Origin of the sequence: Rossellomorea oryzaecorticis (assembly GCF_045897515.1) — a bacterium.
Classification (GTDB): Bacteria; Bacillota; Bacilli; order Bacillales; family Bacillaceae_B; genus Rossellomorea; species Rossellomorea enclensis.
In genome coordinates, this window is the sequence record NZ_JBJOSA010000004.1 from 100,859 (window position 1) to 119,453 (window position 18,595).

The following is an 18,595-nucleotide window of genomic DNA, read 5'->3' on the forward strand; positions in this document are numbered from 1 at the left end:
CACAATTAAGGAAGGGACGAGCCGGCTCAGGCTGCCGCCCTTCAATCATCTGAGCGGGAGTTCCACAGGGATTAAATGATCAGTAAAAAATAGACTTTCCCCCTCATGAACTACCATTTTCCGATAAAAAAACCCGGGGGACATCTTCCTCCCCCGGGTGCCAAACTTCAATCTGAACTATTACCAAATCATCTCCGCCCATTCCGGATGATCGATGAATGGGTTCCGGTTTCCTTGATAGTCTTTATAAATAATATTATTGCGGCGGATTTCCTTGGAATCTACCGGGTCTTCCTCGTTCCACTCTAGTAGAACGGACATTTTCCCGTGATAGGGTGCACTTCCGTTATTCACATTTTCATTTAACTCCAGATCCACTTCACCGCTGTCTCCTTCATAGCGGACTGCCATGTAGAAAATCATGCGGGCAACGTCGCCCTTTACTTCGTCACGGGGCTCCCAGGAGTCTCCGTCATAGTAATTTCCGGCAGCTTCACTATGTTCGGTGCCTCCATTGTCAAAGTCGAGATTCCCTCTGGTGGAATTGACCGTCACGTCGGTGGGGCGGAGATGGTGAAGGTCTGTTCCCGGTCCCTGGGCAGTGCCAAAGTCACCGTGTGACTTCGCCCAGACGTGTTCCCGGTTCCAGTCGTCCACACCGCCGCCGTTCGTCGTCTTTGATTGTGAGCGGCCGGAGTATAGCAGAAGGACATTGTTTGAGTTGGCCGGATCTTCGTCTGTGTTCCGAAGCGCTGTCCACACTTCACTATAGGATAGCGTGGTATGATCATCGATGATCTCGTGCAGCGCCGTTTTAAGGGCGGATCCTGTTTTTCCATCTGCAGCTGAATAGTATTCTTCATAGGCTGGCGGATCAGAAGGGTCGGTTCCCCCTGCTGCTTCTTCAAAAGCAGAAGTCGACTTCACACCTGGATGAGAGAAGTAATCTGTCAGGCTTCCCGTAACTTTCAGCTTTTCCCCCATGAGTGACGGATTGCTTCTGAGACCGTAGTTCGAACGGAATGAAGAAGGGATCTGTACATAAATCATTTCATTGACATTCGTTTCCGATGGCGTATCAGCCAGAGCCAGTGCATAATCATTCGGGAAGTTCTCTGTCACGACAGATGACTCCGAGGTTGGCTGCCCAACAACGTAGCCCTCGACTGAATGGACTGAACCTGTCTGATTTACGATTGCCTGGCTTACAGAATAAGGTGAATCCCACGTACCGCTTCCTGCTGCATCTGTCTTGTCCACTTGTACGCCGCTGCAGCTTAATAAAACGAGGACGGACAAGGTAAGGATACTGATCAGCTTGCCTGAAACTTTTTTCAAACGTAACGCCTCCTTAATGCTGGTATACCTTTAGCGTACAATATAAAATTTTGAAAAAGGGTAAAATGAATGTAAATTTTCAAGAATAAGTAAAACCGACCATGCCGGGTTAGGATAAAAGCACTCCTGGTTGGAGGGAATTGGGTGTTATCACACAAATAAAAGCGCCGTCCTGTTCTTCGACGGCGCTTCCCCATAGTAGACTTATAAACGTTCAATCAAAACAGATGCCCCCATGCCTCCGCCTACACACAAAGAAGCAATCCCCTTCTTGAGATCCTGCCTCTTCAGTTCATGTACAAGCGAGACGGCGAGGCGTGCACCGGTGCATCCGACTGGATGCCCGATACTGATGCCGCTTCCATTCACATTCACCTTATTACGGTCAAGGCCCAGCTCCTTCTCAACAGCGAGATACTGTGCGGCGAATGCCTCATTGATTTCGAACAAATCAATTTCATCCAATGTCCATTCCCCTTTATGTAAACCCTTTTGAACAGCCGGTACAGGGCCGATGCCCATGATCTTAGGATCAACACCCGCAACAGAGTATCCCGTAATCCGTGCAAGCGGCTCCAGCCCTTTTTTTTCTGCTTCCTCTTCGCTCATCAGGATCAGTGCTGCTCCTCCGTCGTTCAAACTGGAAGAGTTGCCTGCTGTCACAGTCCCGCCTTCCCTGAATGCAGGCTTCAATTTAGCAAGTTTGTCAGCAGACAGTCCCGGACGCGGACCTTCATCCGTATCGATAACCTTTTCCCCTTTTCGTTCCTTTACCGTAACCGGAACGATTTGCGAGTCAAAATGTCCCTTTTCGATGGCATTCACCGCTCTTTGGTGGCTCAGCATGGCGAATTGATCCTGTTCTTCACGTGAAATATCATGAGATTCTGCAAGGTTTTCTGCTGTTTCCCCCATCATGATGCCGTGAATTGGATCCTCTAGCACTTCCCATACCGAATCACGGATCTCACCATGCTGTAACCTTTGGCCGAAACGGTGCTGTTTTAATATATACGGACTGGAGCTCATGGCTTCCACTCCCCCTGCCAAAACAATATCCGACAACCCTGTCTGGATCTGCATGGCGGCCGAGATGATGGCCTGCATCCCGCTTGCACACTGCCTCTGAACCGTGAAGCCTGTTGTCGTATCGGCAAAGCCTGCAAGCAGCGCTGCCGTCCTGGCCGTATTCGGCTGATCGGTGCGCTGGATACAATGGCCGAGGATCACTTCATCGATCTCATTCGAATCCAGTTTGCTTTGTTTCGCCGCTTCCTTCATGACAGGTACAATCAAATCTGTCGGCAGTAAATCTTTGAATGCTCCCCCGAATGCTCCAACCGGTGTACGAAGGGCCGATGTGATGACTACGTTTCTCATAATTGCTCTTCCCCTTTCATTGTTGTACGATTTTTTTACATCATGATTCCGCCGTCCACATGAAGGACGGTCCCATTCACATAATCACTGTCATCGGATGCCAGATAAAGATAAGCTTTTGCGATATCTTCAGGCTTGCCAAGCCTCCCGAGCGGAATCATCGATTTCATCCCTTCGATTACCTTCACAGGAACGCTTGCAACCATGCCGGTTTCAGTGAATCCCGGTGCGACCGCATTGACATTGATTCCTTTGCGGCCCAGCTCCTTTGCCCACGTTTTCGTCATTCCTACCACAGCTGCTTTTGCTGCAGCATAATTTGTCTGTCCCACATTACCGTATACTCCGCTTACCGAAGAAGTATTGATGATTTTCCCCTTTCCGTTTTCCACCAGGTGGGGAAGGACAGCTTGCGTACAGTTGAACACACCGGTCAAGTTGACATCGATTACTTTTTGGAAGTTTTCTTCAGAAAGCTTGTGAAGCATCCCATCTCTTGTGATACCTGCGTTATTAATGAGAATATCAATCTTTCCGAAATGTTCTTTGGCTGCTGAGACGAAACTGTCCACAGAATGCCGGTCCGCCACATCCCCTTGGAAGAATACCGCCTTTCCAGCACCAACCTCATTCAATGAGCGTTCTTTATCTCTCCCTGTTTCTTCATCAAAATCTACGAGAGCAACATGACAGCCTTCTTTTATGAAAACTTCAGCTGCTGCATATCCGATTCCATTTGCAGCTCCGGTAATAAGAGCCACTTTACTTTCCAGCCTCATGATATTTCCTCCTTTTGCTGCATAAACGATGTGATTGCCTCAAGCAGTTGGTCCAAGTCATCCACCAAAGGAGAATGACCGCTATTCTTCAACTCTTTAAATCGCGCATTCTCACCAATGTCTTCCACAATCTCACTGGCCATCGCATTCGTTATCACATAATCCCGGTCACCTCTCAATACAAGAGCGGGTATCTTTATCGAGCCGGCCTGAGCTGTTCCTTCCACCAGTCCGTTATGACGCTCACTGATATTGAAGGTATTCAAAGCATGATAGATTTCTGCGAGGTTACGCTGAGTCCTCATGTCATCGATATATTCCTCATAGAGCACCGGATCCGGCTGCGAATCCGTATAAATCAGCGCATTCCATAATGTGCGCAGGAATTCCCTGTCATTTTCGTCATACGCCCTCTGCACCGGAAGGGTCTTCCCTTTATCCCTTTTCACTTCATCCAACGTTGTCAACCGATTTCCTAAATCTGGGGAGCCATCCTCTTTTGTACCGAAAAATGGATATCCCCTGGTTGAAGCCGAGGCTAATAATATCAGCTTATCGCAATATCCCGGATGATCCGCGGCGAATTGCATGGCCACTGCCCCCCCTGTCGACCACCCGACGAGGCAAAATTCTTCCAACCCCAATTCATCAACCCAGTCTTTTAAATCGAGGGATAAATCTTTAATGCCTGTAATCGGTTGTGAATAACTGGATTCGCCGAATCCCCTCATATCGATCGCATAAAGTTTGTATCGTTGGTCCATTCGTTCCATCAGCAGATCCCAGTGTTTTGAAGAAGTCATATTCCCATGTACCAGCACTACAGGCAGATGACCTCCATTTCTTTCACGGTAAGCCATTGTTTCCCCATTCGCGAGCAGCACTTTTTTCATTTCAACCTCTGCCATTTTCAGTCCCTCCTTTAGGATTCGCCCCAAATGATTGTCGCTGCGCCCCATGCGTAACCGATACCGGCACTTACAAATACGACGACATCGCCTTCTTTCAAAATGCCCCTTTGTGCCGCAAGCTCAAGTGAAAGAATCTGATCAAATTGACCGATATGACCATAGTCCTCAAGATAGATCGATTGCTCATCATTCAATCCCAATTCCTTAAGCACATAATGGTGAGCAGATTTCTTCATATGAAGAATCGCTGCATACCCAATGTCACCTTCTTCATAGCCGCTTTTATAAAGAGATTCCCGGATCACCTTCAAAAAGTTATCCATGGATTTTTGTTCCAGTCTTTTTTTCATTCCACCGGGATCCGGTACATCAAGGAAATAACGATCCTCCGCAAGTATGGTGGAAGTCAGGGGCTCCACCGTGCCGCCTACCGGGACAATGACATCTTCTGAAAAAGAACCATCTGTCACAATCGCCGTCTCCATCAGCAGGTTTTTTTTCAATCCTTTTTGAAGGATCATCGCACCTCCTCCGGCTGCAAGATTAAACATGAAACGAGTACTCTCGTTTTTATAATTGATGAAATCACTGTTTCGATATCCTCCGGCAAGAAGCACCGTTCTGATGTCGGGGTCGGTTTCCATAAGACTTTTGGCAAGTTTCATCGCCATAATCGTCGTCCCGCACCGCAGCGAGGTGTCGAACGCCCATGCACGGTAGGCTCCGATCTCTTCCTGCAGCTTGATGGCTGCCGTCCATAAAGGATATTCCTTATGTTCTTCCCCCACGTAAATGACAACATCTATCTCTTTAGGATCCAGTCCAGCTTTTTCAATGGCAGACTTTGCTGCTTTGATTCCCATGGCACAAGTATGGTCCCCCGGTCCTGGAACCGTTTTCTTTCTTATTCCCATTTTGTTTTCGACAACTTCTGCCGGAAGTCCTGCTTTCTCGGCAATTTCCTGACCCGTCATGGTTTCTTCCGGCAAATAAATCCCCGTACTCAGTATACCGACTGTCATGGCGCTCCCCTCCTCATCCTGCTATTTTCTTTTCCTCTGGCCGATGTTTCTTCACTGTTTTCTTCTTACTGCCTATTTTCCGCAGCGATCCGACAATGCCGGCAGGGAAGAACATGACTGCAAGGATGTAAAGAATCCCGAAAAAAATGATCCACCTTTCAAATATCGGATACGTGCCAGCAAGTTCCGTCAGCCAGTGGTGGGCAAACTCAATCAACCCTGCCCCGATGATTGCACCGATCAGTGTGCCGACCCCGCCTATGATGGTCATCAGCAGCGCATCAAGCGTGATATCCATTGTAAAGACGCTCGTGTTCACAAAGCGTAAGGAAATGGCATAAAGCGATCCTGCAAGACTAGCCAGCACCCCTGCGATGACACTTGCGATGATTTTGTAATGAAGGACGTGAAAGCCCAGGGATTCAGCTCTTTGCTCGTTTTCCCTTATAGCCTGAAGAACCGAACCTGCGGGGGATTGTGTAAACCTTTTGAGGATAAAATACACCGCGGCCATCACTGCAAGGCACGCAAAATAAAAGGTCATCCTGTCTTTCATGAAATCCGGTGTCCGGAATGTAAATCCATCATTCCCAAATGTAAGTGTCCTCCATTTCTCTGCCAAAACCAGGAACAATCCTGCAAAAGCCAGGGTCAGCATGGCGTAAAAGTGGCTTTTGAGGCGCAGGGTCAGGAGACCGACAATATAGCTGACGATTCCCGCAACAGCGAAACCAGCCAGCAGGGAAATGAAAAACCACATCATGGTAGGTTCCATCCGGTCCAAAAAGATCCCTGTAGAATACGCCCCAATTCCGAAAAACATGGCATGCCCGAATGAAACGATGCCTGTGTATCCCAGCAGAAGATCATAACTCATCGCAAAGATCCCGAAAATGAATATTTGAGTCAGCAGGATCATCATGCTCCTTGAATCATTAAACAAAGGAAACAGCACCAAAATAAGAAGTGCGATCCCCATAAACATATTTGAACGGCTTTGAAGGATTTTCATTACCTCACCCCTTTACTGTAAATAATCCCTGCGGCCTGAAAATGAGTACGAGTGCCATCAGTATCATGTTGACGGCGAGTGATAACTCAGGGACGTAATAGGTCATAAACGAACCTGTCATCCCTACCAAAATGGCTGCAAACAGGGATCCTGGAAAGCTTCCCATCCCCCCGATCACCACGACGATGAACGCAAGGATCGCAAATTCCATTCCCATTTCGGCATAAATCACACCTGAATAAGGAGCAAGTAAAATCCCGCCCAGTGCCGCAAGTGCAGAGCCCACCATAAATACATACATGAAAACTTTTTTGATATTGATTCCAAATGCCTCTACCATTTCCTTGTTCATGACGCCTGCACGCACGACCAATCCTACTTTTGTTTTCTTCAAAATGAGCTGGACAACGCCAAAGATGAAGAGACCTGTTGCAATGATAAAGAGCCTGTATTTAATGATGATGACATCTCCTATCACCCAGCTGCCCGCAAGGTACTCAGGAGCTCTTGCTGATAATTGATTCGGGCCCCATACCACTTTCAATAATTCCGAGAGAATGAGCATGAACCCTAACGTGATCAGAATCTGCTGTACGTGATTCCCGTAAACAGGCTGAATGATGAACTTTTCGGTCACCATCCCCAGAATCAACCCCGTCACTACGGCCCCGATGATCCCCAGGACAAAACTGTCCGTCAAAGCATAAAGCCACACACCGCTGTAAGCCCCCCACGCAAATAATCCTCCATGGGCAAAATTCAAAACATCCATCAACCCAAAAATCAAAGTCAAACCGGCTGCCAGCAGAAAAATCAGCATCCCTGTCGCCAGGCCGTTCAGCGCTAAATTGATGATGAGGTCCATATGACCGCCTCCTTTATGCAATCCCCAGATATTTCTTCTTCATATCGTCATCTTTCACAAGCATCTCCATCTGCCCGTCATGGACCGTCTTTCCATCGTCGATGATATAGAACCGGTCCCCTATCTTGCTCGCCATGATGAAATTCTGCTCCACGAGAAGGATTGTTGTCCTTTCTTTCATTTCAACGATGGATTCCATCACTTTTTCCACAACGATCGGAGCAAGCCCCTTACTCGGTTCGTCAATGAGAATCAAATCGTTATCATTCAGATAAGCTCTCGCGATCGACAGCATTTGCTTTTGTCCCCCGCTCAAATTCCCCCCGGCCTTCTTCCAGAATTTCTTTAGATCCGGGAAAAGATCGATGATCCAATTCATCCTGTCCTTTGTTTCCACGTCCTGTTTCCGCATCGCCACTTTCATATTTTCCTCTACAGTCAGGTCCCCGAATATCCCCTGATCTTCAGGCACATACCCGATCCCTTTGTCAGCAGTCTTAAACGTCGGCAGCCCCTGGATTTCCTCCCCTTTATATATGATTTTCCCCGATGAAGGAGGCGTCAGGCCCATGATGCTTCTGAGACTCGTGGTTTTCCCCGCACCGTTCCTTCCAAGAAGTACGGTGACCTCTCCCTTCTTCACTTCAAACGAGACGCCCTGAAGGATATGATACTGACCTATATACGTTTCGATATTCTCCACTTTAAGCAGTGTGCTCATCGTATAGCCCTCCCAGATAAGCCGATTGCACTTGTTCATTCTTCATGATTTCCTTGGGGTGATCATCGGCAAGGAGACGTCCGTTGAATAACACCATGATGGAATCGGAAAGATCCATGATCATGTCCATTTTGTGTTCGATCAGTACAATCGTTTTGCTTTCCTGCTCTTTGATCTTCCGGATCACATCCAAAATCGCGGGAACCTCTTCCAAAGACATGCCTGCCGTCGGTTCATCAAGCAGCAGGATCTCTGTATCGAGCGCGAGCAGCATCGCAATCTCAAGTTTTCTCTTTTCTCCGTGTGCAAGATTCACGGCAAGGAAATCGGTTTTCTTCGTGAGCATCACCAGCCCGATCAAACGGTGGGCTTCATCCATGATCTCCCTGAAGCTGCTTTTATTCCGGTGCATGATATACCGGATCCCCCTCTTGGACTGGACTGCCAGTCTTACATTCTCTAAAACTGTCAGATTTGGGAATACATTCGTTATCTGAAAGGACCTGCCGATACCGAGCCGTGCCCTCTTCGCAGGGGACAACTTCGTCACATTCCTGCCTTTCAGATACACATCCCCGCCCGTCGGTTTCAACTGGCCGCTCAATAAGTTAAACAGGGTCGTCTTCCCCGCACCATTCGGGCCGATGATCGATTTGAATTCCTTTTCCGGAACAGTAAAGGAAACGTTATCAACCGCTGTATGGCCGCCGAATTTTATCGTTAAATCTTTCGTTTCTAAAATCGCCACATCTATCACCCATTCTTTTAAGGATTGATATTCAGGAAAAGGCTGACCGCTTCCATGCCCTGTTCCGCCGGGACGGGAGCAAGGAAAGCCGGTCAGCCCTGCCTTAATTCATGATTGGAGGAGCAGTTTCTTCAGGTGAAAGCTCTCTGATCAACACAGGAACCGGATACGGCACCCCTTCTTTCTTTTCCAGCCTGATTGCATAAAGAGTCTGCAATGCCTGATGATCCTCTTCACGGAACGTCATTTTCCCTTTAGGCGTCTCGAAGCTCATCCCTTCCATTGTTTCGATCAATGTATCCGGGTCTAGATCCCCTTCTGTCTTTTTGATGGCTTCCACAATCGAAATCGCAGCACTCATGCCTCCCGGAGTGAACAAATCAGGAACCTCTCCGTCATATTTCTTCTTATGCTCTTCCACTAGCCAGTCATTGATTTCATTATCAGGCAGCTCATGATAATAAACCGAGAAGCCTTCCATACCGACAAGCGGTTCCATTGCCGACAGGGCAGCGATATCCGGTGCACCGGTCGAAATCTTTATTCCTTTGTCCTGAAGCTTCATATCAGCAATTTGATTCCAGGGTGAATTCGCACCCGCCCAAATGACAAATAAATAATCAGGCTTTGCTTCAATCACTTTTTGGATATTGGATGTGAAGTCCGTCGCTGCAGGATCTGCATACTCTTCATGGACAACTTCCGCTCCAAGCTTCTCTGCCGCTCCCTTGAATGCAGCCACCCCATCACGGCCAAACGAATAGTCAGGCGCCAGTGTCGCAATCTTCACCCCATCTTTAGCAATGGCGGCCGCTCCTGCCACTGCGTCCTGTGACGAGTTCCGTGCCGTTCTGAATATATATGGATTAAACTCTGAACCTGTAATACTGTCAGCTACCGCAGGTTCTACAACCATGATCTTTTCATATTCTTCGGCCAGCGGAAGCACCGCCAGGGTATCCCCTGAACTTGAGGATCCCACCAGGAAATCCACTTCATCCTCTTCCAATAATTTTGTTGCCTTTTGAACCGCCACTTCCGGTTTTGTTTCCGTATCTTCAAATACGACTTCTATTTTCTTACCGGCCACTTCCATCGTACCGTCCGTGGCATATTCCAATCCCAGTTCAAATCCCCTTTGCGTCTGCTTCCCGTAAGACTCCAAAGCCCCGGTCAACGAAGCAAGCACCCCGACCTTCACCGTTTCCTTATCTGAGGATCCGCCGCCTGACCCGCTGCTGGACTCCGAGTTACAGGCCGTTGACATAACCAGCATACCTGACAGCACCATCACCAAAGCCGGCCACTTCATCGATTTCTTCATCTTTACTCCCCCTTGTTTAAAAACTAAAGCAAAATAGCTTTGACACCATCGTAGGGAATGGGAGTTACAAATGAGTTACAAAACCGAAAAGCGGAGGCGGCTCGTTCAGAGGCGACAAGCATAAGGCGAACAAGCCAGAAAGGCGCTCTTTGCCTTTTTGGCTTGTTTGACTTATGACCTCGAGCCTCTAGCCGCCGGAGCTGGACATCAGGAAAAGTGAAAGGGCTTTGCCCAGAAGCGTGGGGCATAAGGCAAATCGGCCACGAAGGCGTTCTTTGCTTTCTTGGCCGGTTTGACTTATGACATGTGCTTCTAAGCCCTGGAGCCGGACAAAACGAAAAGCGGAGGCGGTTCGTTCAGAGGCGACAAGCAAAAGGCGAACAAGCCAGAAAGGCGCTCTTTGCCTTTTTGGCTTGTTCGACTTATGACCTCGAGCCTCTAGCCGCCGGAGCTGGACAAATCGAAAAGCGGAAGGGCTTTGCCCAGAAGCGGGTGGCATAAGGCGAAGCGGGCACGAAGGCGCTCTTTGCCTTCTTGGCCGGTTTGACTTATGACATGTGCTTCTAAGCCCTGGAGCTGGACATCACGAAAAGCGGAGGCGGCTCGTTCAGAGGAAGGGGCATAAGGCTGGAATATCAGGGGGTCTGGGAGTCCGAGGGGTGCGGGACGTTATAACAGCATGAGCTGCTTAAAGATTTTTCGACAAGTGGCTCGTATTTTCAAAATGTGGCACGTAAATTTGAAATCTGGCTTGTATTTTTCAAAAGTGGCACGTAAATTGTGGAAAGGGGCTTGAAACGTCTGCCACCGCCTCCTTTTTTGTTCTTTACATCGAACAAAAGACGTTTTTACCCATGAATATGATAATTTCCCCAAGCATTCAAGCATGAAAATACAATTTTTCATCTTAATCCAGTCGTTTTCCAACCTTCTTCTATCAAAAGCTGCCCCAGGTCCGCATAAAAAAACAGGCCCCCACAACCCGGACCTGTTTCTCCTATTTAACCATTCTCTATTTCTCTATTTTTCTATATCCTATTTCTCTATTTCCCCGCCCCTATCACCATATCGTACATTCTTTGTGTGGCCTCCATCGGGGCGACTCCCAGTTCGCTGTCCAGGAGTTTTTTGCACCTTTGAAACCACTTCACTGCTTGGGGACGGTTATTCTTTTGATAGTAACAATACATCAGGTTCCTGTAAGCTTCTTCCCATAACGGATCGTGTTCGATAATGACGAGGCAGGAATCGATGGCATCTTCATAGCTTTCTTTACGTACAGCGAGCTGCGCCATTTTCTCCATTCCCCTCAGGTACAGATGCTGCAGTCTTTCCCTTTCTTTTTCTGTCCACCACGTTCCTTTACGGTCAGGCAGAAAGGAGCCTTTATAGAAGTTCATTCCCCTTTTCAGGTATTGAAGGGATTGATCTGCATCGGCTTCCTTTAAGCCCTGTGATACCCAATTTGAAAATTGGTCACTGTCATACTCGATCCCTGCCACTCCATTCAGTTTGTATCCTTCCTGCACCCTGCTGATGAAGAATGCCTTCCCTCTCGCCGGCCGGTTCGGTTCCAGTACATTATTCAATGTGTTGAGGGCCACTTTGAAATCCCTGTCGGCACCTCCCCCTTCCGGCCAGAGCTCTTCGATGACTTCTTCCTTCCGCTTTATACTGTTACGGTGGATGAGGAGATACTGAAATAATTCCTTGGCTTTCTCTCTTTGCCATTGTTTTTCGGTAACCCTCTCATCTCCGAGCCATATTTCGAAGCTCCCCAGCGTGTGGACTTTCAAGGTATAGCCAGGATGGGAGGCAAGGGATTCATATCCCATTTTCGCAAGTAGTTCGAGGCAATAAGCTGCATGGATCCCTTCCTGATGGGCTTTTACCAAGTAAGGGATGATGCTCTGCAGATCTTTTGGCCCGAAAGTGGTCTGCCTGAAGAATATGAACTCATAATTCCCTATTTGCACTTCATTCAGAAAGGCGGTCATATACTCCTTGAATTCTATCTGTTTTTCCCGTTTGTAGGCGACTGCGCTCTTCCATAGATTCGTAAGCATTCTCCCGTAGCCGTCCCCGCAGGCATCAAATAATCTGCCGGCCTTGGTGATCTGTTTGTAAGATTCGTCTAGTTCCCCTCGGTAATAATCATTTATCCCCGCGCTCAGCAGGATCAAGGAAGAAAGCCAGGAATCCTCCACTTTTTCTGTTTCATGCAGTGCTTCCTTCGCATATTCTTTTGCCTTTTGATGATCACCCATTCTGCTGTATAAAATCGACAGACCCATGAACGGCTCTGCTTTTCCTCTGGAAATATTCATTTGACTCATTAATTCCAAAGAGGTTTCGTAGCAGTTTTTCGCCAGGTCGCTTTCATATTCATTGATCAATTGAACGGCGTGCCCCATGCGTATCCAGCCGCACGCTTCCACAAATGGGGATTTTGTTTTGATTCCCTGGCTTATTCCCTGCTGTGCAAGGACTTTGGCTTCACTGCCATTTCCCATGAATGACTCAATCAATGAGAGCAGCAGTTCTTTTTCACGGTGAGACTGAGGAAGCTGTTCATGGTCTTCTTTTTCCATAAGGAGCCCCTTTGCTTCATGAAGCTTCCCGGTCCGGAGAAGCATCCTTGCTAAAAGATTCCCTTCTTCCATCATGACTCCATTTTCCCTGCCTTTTTCATACCAGATTTTCGCCTGCACCGCTTTGCCGGAATTGACCAGGTTTTCCGATATCATATAGTAGAGCTGATTTTTTTCGTTGCTGAAACCATCCTCTTCACCCTCCAGTGACTCAATCGCTTTTAATAGATATCTCTGAGCTTTGCCTGGCTGGATCGTATCGAGGTATATACTTCCCACTCCTCCATACGCGCGGCTTAAGATCAATGCATCCTGTTTATCACGGGCTTGCCTAATCCCGCTTGTATATGCTTTCTCAGCCTTTTCATAAAATGACCGGTAGCGAAAGAATTCTCCCTGATATACCCAAAGGGAATAATAGCGATCCTTGATTTCTTCAGGAAGCTGCCGAAGATAGTCACCCAGTGTCTCAAGGTGCCCGCTCTTGATCATGCCCTCGGCTTCCCTCGTCAATATCGAGGCGACTGCCTCCATGTTTCCCATTTTAAAGTAATGATGGACCGCTTTTTCCCACTGCCCTTTCCGTTCAAAATAGTAAGCGCATTTCAACTGCAGCTCATTATACAGTGGAGGATTTTCATCTGCCAATTTCTTTTCAAGATAGGTTTTGAATAAAGCATGAAGACGATAATGGGATGCTCCTTTCATTTCCTGGAGCAGAGCATTTTTCTCTGAAAGCTGCTTCAGCATCTGATGAGATCCCGGCACATCGAAAACCGCAACGCATGTGTCGCCATTGATTTCCTCGAGAATGGAGATTTGCTTTAAAAATTGCTGTACGATGGGAGATTGCTTCGAAAAGACTTCATGTGCCAAATATTGAAATAGTTCTGTCAAGGAAGAATAATGCTTATCCACCATCAGGATGTCCGGGTTTTCCTGAAACTGGGAGTGAATCATACTGACAGCGATCACCCATCCTTCCGTCAATTTGCATATTGCCCGGATCTCCTCTTCTGGAATCGCCTTATCATAGAAGTCAGTAAGAAGCATTTCCACTTCATCATCATTCAGGCATAAATCGGCTTCTGTTATCTCGAGCAGGTGACGGGAAATCTTCAGTTGAATGAAAGAACTCCATGATGGTTTGGTCCGGGTTGAGAGAAGGAAGTGCATGTGATTCGGGAGGTATTCCACTACCTTTTCCATCCACTGGTTGATAAGGAAGGAATGATCGATCAGATGATAGTCATCCAGGATGATGGTCAGAGAATGTGGGATCTTCATACATTCATTGATAAAGACCGCACTTAATTTATAAAGCTCTTCTTCTTTGATATACTGGCCGATTGATTCCAGCGTTTCCTTTAATTCGCCGCCAAATCCAGGCACCTGCTTCTTCATGCTGTATAAAATATTCGTAACAAATGGCACCAATCCATCGTCATTGGCCGTGATGGAATACCAGCAATAATCCAGATTCTCATCCTGCAAGAATTGACTGACTGCTGTGCTTTTTCCATACCCCGCCCCGGAATGGACGATCAATAGTTTATAGTTTGTAATCGTTCTCATTTTTTTCATTAACTCAGGCCGCCGAATATACGACTCTTTGACGACTGGCGGAACAAATTTCGTTTCAATAATAGGAATTTCCGTTCCCACACGATCACCCTCAAAACGAACGAATTTTCTTACTATTTTACCATATATCCTGCAATTTGAACGGATGGATACAGCTTAATTCCATTTAAGCAGCAAAAAAAAGAATTCTGTTCATCTGCCCGAACAAAATTCTTCCTGTTTATCAGTTCTTGAATTGCATATCCCATTCATCGAGCGGCCAGTATCTGAGGTCGACTTTCCCGACTACCTGCTCTTGATCGACGAACCCGAAGTATCTGCTGTCCATGCTGCCTCTGCGGTTGTCGCCGAGAACGAACACTTCCCCCTCAGGCACTGTCTTTTCACCGGTGATTTCTTCAATCGTGAAGTCCCCGGTCAATTTATTCCCTGCATATTCTTCCTTGAATTTATCAAGGTAAGGTTCCGGATAATATTCTCCGTTGACATATAATTTATCATCTTTATAGACTACTTTATCACCAGGCAGGCCGATGATTCTCTTTACGTAATCTTCTTTTTCGTTTGCATGGAAGACAACGACGTCGAACCGCTTCAGCTCACCAAGCTGATAGCCGATTTTGTTGACGACAAGCTTGTTTCCATCTTCCAATGTGGGCATCATCGATTCGCCTTCCACCACATAATTTGAGAAAAGAAAAGTTCGAATGACGATAAAAATAATTAATCCTATTCCCAGGGCTTTGATCCATTCAAGACCTTCTCTTTTTACCTCTTCTCTCAATTTGATTCCTCCTGCTTTTTCCGTTCAATCTTTTGATCGATATCGAGCTTTTTATTTAAACGAATTTCAATTTGTTTTCCAACCAGCCACAACACAAAGATGATGACGCCTACAATCACTGTGCGAACAGGCTGTTTCACTAAAGATATGATATCATATCCGATGAAACTTATGGTAAAAATCATCACCATTTTTCCCGTCAGGACAGCAAGCATATACTGTGCGATGCTGATGCTGGATAATCCAGCAACGACGTTTACAAGCGCTGAAGGGGTAAACGGGAAACATAAGAGCAGGAACAATGGTCCAAAACCATGTTTGTCCACCCAGCGGGTCAGCCTCTTCACTTGACGGTTGTTCCGCAGAAATTGAAACACCCGTGCCTCCCCATACCTCCTGACGAGCACAAACACTAGCAGGGCTCCCCCGGCTGCACCGGTCCAGGAGAAAAGGAATCCGAACCACAGGCCGAAAGCGTTGGCATTCGCCATCACAAACACAAACAGCGGCAGGAATGGGAGAAAGGCCTCCAGCATAGGCAGGAGAATTCCCGCGAATGGCCCCAGTGCTTTATACTGCTGAATCAATTCCATTATATTTTCGAGGGTAAACCACTCTTTTATTGCATTAATATCCATAGTATATGTTTCCCCTTATACGACGATGAACGATTCTCATTCGTTATCACATTGGCTTGCTCACTTTATCATATCATATCACTTTGAGATTTCCATACTCCGTACTTAAACCTTTGCCAAAATAAAGGAAATTTAAACAGGACCGCATTCTTTCTGGTGCCAGTGAATCCCATGCTGTTTCCTATCAAAAATAAACCGCCATTCCATAAAGAAATGGCGGTACGTACTTAATTACAGATACCTGTCAAACCAATCGATGATTTCCTGAAGCCTTGCTTCCCGCAAAGACGGTCTTCCGGTCCGGGACAGATTATGGTTCGATTCGGGGAATCGTACAAACCTTGACTGTTTCCCGTCCCTCTTTAAGGCTATGTACAATTGTTCAGCCTGTTCAATCGGGCAGCGGTAATCTTTTTCACTGTGGAGGATCAAGAGCGGAGTATGGATGTTCTTCACATAGGCAAGCGGAGAGTGCTTCCATAACGTCTCGATATCATGCAGTTCACACTTCATCTGCCATTCCGAGAAGTAATATCCGATATCGCTCACACCATAAAAACTGATCCAATTACTGATCGACCTCTGGGTAACGGCTGCTTTGAACCTGTCGGAATGAGAGATGATCCAATTGGTCATGAACCCGCCATAACTCCCTCCGGTAACCCCGAGCCTGGAATCGTCAATCCACTTATGTTCCTCAAGGACATAGTCCATTGCCGCCATGATATCGCGGTAGTCCCCTCCGCCATAGTCCCCCCTTACTGCATCAACAAAGGCCTGTCCATATCCATGGCTCCCACGCGGGTTTATGTATAAGACGCCATAGCCGCTGCCGGCGAGAAGCTGCAGTTCATGAAAGAAAGTATTGCCATACATGGTGTGGGGGCCGCCATGAATTTCTACGATCAAAGGATATTTATTTCCTTCACTGAAGTTTACAGGCTTCATGATCCACCCTTGAAGGGGCAGGCCATCCCCGCCGTCGATCATGAACATCTCCGGGGACGACAGCTGTCTGCCATTCAACCATCCTGCATTCACATCGGTCATTTTTTCTATCTTCCCTGTCGGAACGTGCAGCGTATAAAGCTCACCCGGTTGTTCCGGTTTACTCATGGCGAGGACCGCTTTCTGTCCTTCCGAGTGAAAGTCGAAACCATAAATATGCTGCTCTTCTTCAAACAGGGCAGGATAAACCGCACCCTCTATGTGAGCATAATAGAGGATTGTATTGCCGCGGTCGGATGCGATGAAATAAAAGCTTTCATTATCCTTCGACCAGACGATACCCGACTGCGAAGACCCTTGTATGCTGTCACTATTAAGATAGTCCCCCACCGGGAGATCCATCGCTTCGATAAGCGGCAGGGAGATACCCGATTCCATATTGTATAAATGAATCTTGTTCTGTGTGGCATTTTCATATTCCCGGTTATGACCTATGTAGGCAAGGTATCTTCCGTCAGGGGAAAAACTGGCCCCTCCATAATACCCCTCTTCTTCCGATACTCTTCTCGATGTCTTCGATTTTAAATCAAATAAGTAAAGGGCCGAAGTAAATGAAAAATCCTTATTCTCTTCAAAGTCAGCTGAATAGGCGATATTGCTGCCATGCCATGTATGAAGTGCATAATCATGTTCGTCATCCGTCAGCCTTTTCATCTCATTTTGTGCGAGATCGATCAACACAATCTGGGCATAACGATCATCATGAAATCCGCGGTCATCGGATTTATATTTCATGGAGGAAGCAACAAAAGGCTTAATCTTATCTTCTTTTTCCTCATTGTCCCCTTGAAGAGATTCGCCTTTTTCCAAACGGATCACACATGCGATTTTTGTTCCGCACGGCGACCAGACAGGATTGGAAATTCCCCTTCCTGCAGTTGTCACCTGCTCCGCTTCCCCGCCATTCCTGTTCATCACATAAAGCTCCGGGTTCCCGGTGCGGTTGGATATAAAGGCAATGCGTCCTCCATCCGGCGACCATCTTGGCGAAGACACTTTCTCCTTCCCGAAAGTCCATTGAGCCGTTTTGCCAGTGCCCGGCTCAAGACAGAATAAGCAAGAAAGATAATCATCCTTTTCTTCATCCATGACAGTCTGCACAAAAACCACCGCTTTTCCATCCGGCGATAACCGTGGATCTGAAAGAGCCTTTATCTGATATAAATCTTTTATGTTGATTGCATTGGAATTCATATTTACTAACTCCTTTTTTATTACGTCCTGAATATTTAGTTCGACAGTGAAAGTTTATTTCCTTTAGCAGCTGGGCAGTTCCTCCCAGAGGCCCACCAGCCCCCCGCGGAAAGTGTAGACTTCACAAAAATCAGGCAGCAGTATTAAACGGATAGGAAAGGCTCTTCTCCTTCATACTAACAACAAATCCCCGATTCTCCATTTTTCGCTATTGAAAGTAAATCCATTTCAATTTAAAATAGAAACACGAACATAAGTTCGATAACAGAGAATGAAAAGAGGTCTTTTCATATGACACGAATCCCGGAGAATGACCGTAACATTTTAGAACAGGCCATTTACCTGCCCATGGTGCTGACAATTTTAAATCGAGACTTGCAAATTGTAGATAAAAGCCCGTTTAAACTCAAGCGCCCTTATCTTGAACTGATTGAAGAAACCATGAAAGTCATCCAGGGCGAGCTTGCATATGTGAAAAAGTATATGAGGGTAAATAAGATGAAGGTGGAAAGGCTCCAATCGGACGATGCATTCACTATGTATATGTTTTTATACAAAGGATACGAGGAGCATCACAATTACTTTAACCCGCGGCTCCGAAACAGAGTGGAAGAGTTATTGCGTCATTATTTATTCCGCCGGTTCCTGGAAACAAAAGCCCCTTCGGAAAAACCGGAGAGCCCCCGCCAGGCCTGA

At 46.8% G+C, this 18,595-nt stretch carries 15 protein-coding genes; 1 reads left to right on the forward strand and 14 read right to left on the reverse strand.

Features of this window, described 5'->3' with window-relative positions; all coding sequences use genetic code 11:
* Nucleotides 1-180: 180 nt before the first annotated feature.
* The 14 genes from ACKA06_RS06555 to ACKA06_RS06620 all read right to left on the reverse strand — a co-directional run bounded on the left by ACKA06_RS06555 (nucleotide 181) and on the right by ACKA06_RS06620 (nucleotide 17,899).
* Nucleotides 181-1,260 carry an endonuclease gene (locus tag ACKA06_RS06555; protein ID WP_411159364.1) on the reverse strand — a complete coding sequence of 360 codons (1,080 nt, stop codon included), beginning with the start codon at nucleotides 1,258-1,260 and terminating at the stop codon, nucleotides 181-183.
* A gap of 282 nt (nucleotides 1,261-1,542) precedes the next feature.
* Complete coding sequence (locus ACKA06_RS06560) at nucleotides 1,543-2,718, reverse strand: thiolase family protein (RefSeq protein WP_411159307.1); 1,176 nt, start codon at nucleotides 2,716-2,718, stop codon at nucleotides 1,543-1,545.
* Between the two features lie 35 nt (nucleotides 2,719-2,753).
* Entirely contained in the window at nucleotides 2,754-3,497 is a 744-nt protein-coding gene (gene fabG, locus ACKA06_RS06565; RefSeq protein ID WP_198258301.1) for a 3-oxoacyl-ACP reductase FabG, read from the reverse strand.
* Nucleotides 3,494-4,405, reverse strand: coding sequence for an intracellular short-chain-length polyhydroxyalkanoate depolymerase (phaZ, locus tag ACKA06_RS06570; protein ID WP_032089220.1), 912 nt, complete (start codon nucleotides 4,403-4,405; stop codon nucleotides 3,494-3,496). The genes fabG and phaZ overlap by 4 nt, the downstream gene beginning before the upstream one ends.
* A gap of 14 nt (nucleotides 4,406-4,419) precedes the next feature.
* Nucleotides 4,420-5,430, reverse strand: a complete 1,011-nt coding sequence (locus tag ACKA06_RS06575; protein ID WP_032089221.1) for a 3-oxoacyl-ACP synthase — start codon at nucleotides 5,428-5,430, stop codon at nucleotides 4,420-4,422.
* A 13-nt stretch (nucleotides 5,431-5,443) separates the two neighbouring features.
* On the reverse strand, nucleotides 5,444-6,442 hold the full coding sequence (locus ACKA06_RS06580) for a branched-chain amino acid ABC transporter permease (protein ID WP_052011659.1): 999 nt from the start codon (nucleotides 6,440-6,442) through the stop codon (nucleotides 5,444-5,446).
* A gap of 4 nt (nucleotides 6,443-6,446) precedes the next feature.
* A complete protein-coding gene (locus tag ACKA06_RS06585; protein WP_411159308.1) occupies nucleotides 6,447-7,307 on the reverse strand; it encodes a branched-chain amino acid ABC transporter permease in 861 nt (286 codons plus the stop codon).
* Nucleotides 7,308-7,320: 13 nt separating this feature from the next.
* On the reverse strand, nucleotides 7,321-8,028 hold the full coding sequence (locus ACKA06_RS06590; protein ID WP_032089223.1) for an ABC transporter ATP-binding protein: 708 nt from the start codon (nucleotides 8,026-8,028) through the stop codon (nucleotides 7,321-7,323).
* Nucleotides 8,012-8,776 carry an ABC transporter ATP-binding protein gene (locus tag ACKA06_RS06595; protein WP_411159309.1) on the reverse strand — a complete coding sequence of 255 codons (765 nt, stop codon included), beginning with the start codon at nucleotides 8,774-8,776 and terminating at the stop codon, nucleotides 8,012-8,014. Before ACKA06_RS06595 ends, ACKA06_RS06590 begins: the two co-directional genes overlap by 17 nt.
* 103 nt (nucleotides 8,777-8,879) lie before the next feature.
* Nucleotides 8,880-10,100 carry a substrate-binding domain-containing protein gene (locus ACKA06_RS06600; RefSeq protein WP_411159310.1) on the reverse strand — a complete coding sequence of 407 codons (1,221 nt, stop codon included), beginning with the start codon at nucleotides 10,098-10,100 and terminating at the stop codon, nucleotides 8,880-8,882.
* A 1,043-nt stretch (nucleotides 10,101-11,143) separates the two neighbouring features.
* On the reverse strand, nucleotides 11,144-14,275 hold the full coding sequence (locus ACKA06_RS06605; protein ID WP_411159311.1) for a BTAD domain-containing putative transcriptional regulator: 3,132 nt from the start codon (nucleotides 14,273-14,275) through the stop codon (nucleotides 11,144-11,146).
* 223 nt (nucleotides 14,276-14,498) lie between these two features.
* On the reverse strand, nucleotides 14,499-15,059 hold the full coding sequence (lepB, locus tag ACKA06_RS06610) for a signal peptidase I (RefSeq protein WP_032089234.1): 561 nt from the start codon (nucleotides 15,057-15,059) through the stop codon (nucleotides 14,499-14,501).
* Nucleotides 15,056-15,697, reverse strand: a complete 642-nt coding sequence (locus ACKA06_RS06615) for a TVP38/TMEM64 family protein (RefSeq protein ID WP_411159312.1) — start codon at nucleotides 15,695-15,697, stop codon at nucleotides 15,056-15,058. Before ACKA06_RS06615 ends, lepB begins: the two co-directional genes overlap by 4 nt.
* 231 nt (nucleotides 15,698-15,928) lie before the next feature.
* On the reverse strand, nucleotides 15,929-17,899 hold the full coding sequence (locus ACKA06_RS06620; protein ID WP_411159313.1) for a S9 family peptidase: 1,971 nt from the start codon (nucleotides 17,897-17,899) through the stop codon (nucleotides 15,929-15,931).
* Nucleotides 17,900-18,190: 291 nt separating this feature from the next.
* Between ACKA06_RS06620 and ACKA06_RS06625 the strand changes: the two genes are divergently transcribed.
* A complete protein-coding gene (locus tag ACKA06_RS06625) occupies nucleotides 18,191-18,595 on the forward strand; it encodes a hypothetical protein (protein ID WP_032089238.1) in 405 nt (134 codons plus the stop codon).

Excerpts from the sequence above, each read along its gene's own strand:
- ACKA06_RS06560 (WP_411159307.1), bottom strand. The coding sequence starts at position 2,718 with ATGAGAAACGTAGTCATCACATCGGCCCTTCGTACACCGGTTGGAGCA.
- ACKA06_RS06620 (WP_411159313.1), bottom strand. The coding sequence starts at position 17,899 with ATGAATTCCAATGCAATCAACATAAAAGATTTATATCAGATAAAGGCT.
- phaZ (WP_032089220.1), bottom strand. The coding sequence starts at position 4,405 with ATGGCAGAGGTTGAAATGAAAAAAGTGCTGCTCGCGAATGGGGAAACA.
- ACKA06_RS06615 (WP_411159312.1), bottom strand. The coding sequence starts at position 15,697 with ATGGATATTAATGCAATAAAAGAGTGGTTTACCCTCGAAAATATAATG.
- ACKA06_RS06605 (WP_411159311.1), bottom strand. The coding sequence starts at position 14,275 with ATGAAAAAAATGAGAACGATTACAAACTATAAACTATTGATCGTCCAT.
- ACKA06_RS06590 (WP_032089223.1), bottom strand. The coding sequence starts at position 8,028 with ATGAGCACACTGCTTAAAGTGGAGAATATCGAAACGTATATAGGTCAG.
- ACKA06_RS06625 (WP_032089238.1), top strand. The coding sequence starts at position 18,191 with ATGACACGAATCCCGGAGAATGACCGTAACATTTTAGAACAGGCCATT.
- ACKA06_RS06585 (WP_411159308.1), bottom strand. The coding sequence starts at position 7,307 with ATGGACCTCATCATCAATTTAGCGCTGAACGGCCTGGCGACAGGGATG.
- ACKA06_RS06580 (WP_052011659.1), bottom strand. The coding sequence starts at position 6,442 with ATGAAAATCCTTCAAAGCCGTTCAAATATGTTTATGGGGATCGCACTT.
- fabG (WP_198258301.1), bottom strand. The coding sequence starts at position 3,497 with ATGAGGCTGGAAAGTAAAGTGGCTCTTATTACCGGAGCTGCAAATGGA.
- ACKA06_RS06575 (WP_032089221.1), bottom strand. The coding sequence starts at position 5,430 with ATGACAGTCGGTATACTGAGTACGGGGATTTATTTGCCGGAAGAAACC.
- ACKA06_RS06600 (WP_411159310.1), bottom strand. The coding sequence starts at position 10,100 with ATGAAGAAATCGATGAAGTGGCCGGCTTTGGTGATGGTGCTGTCAGGT.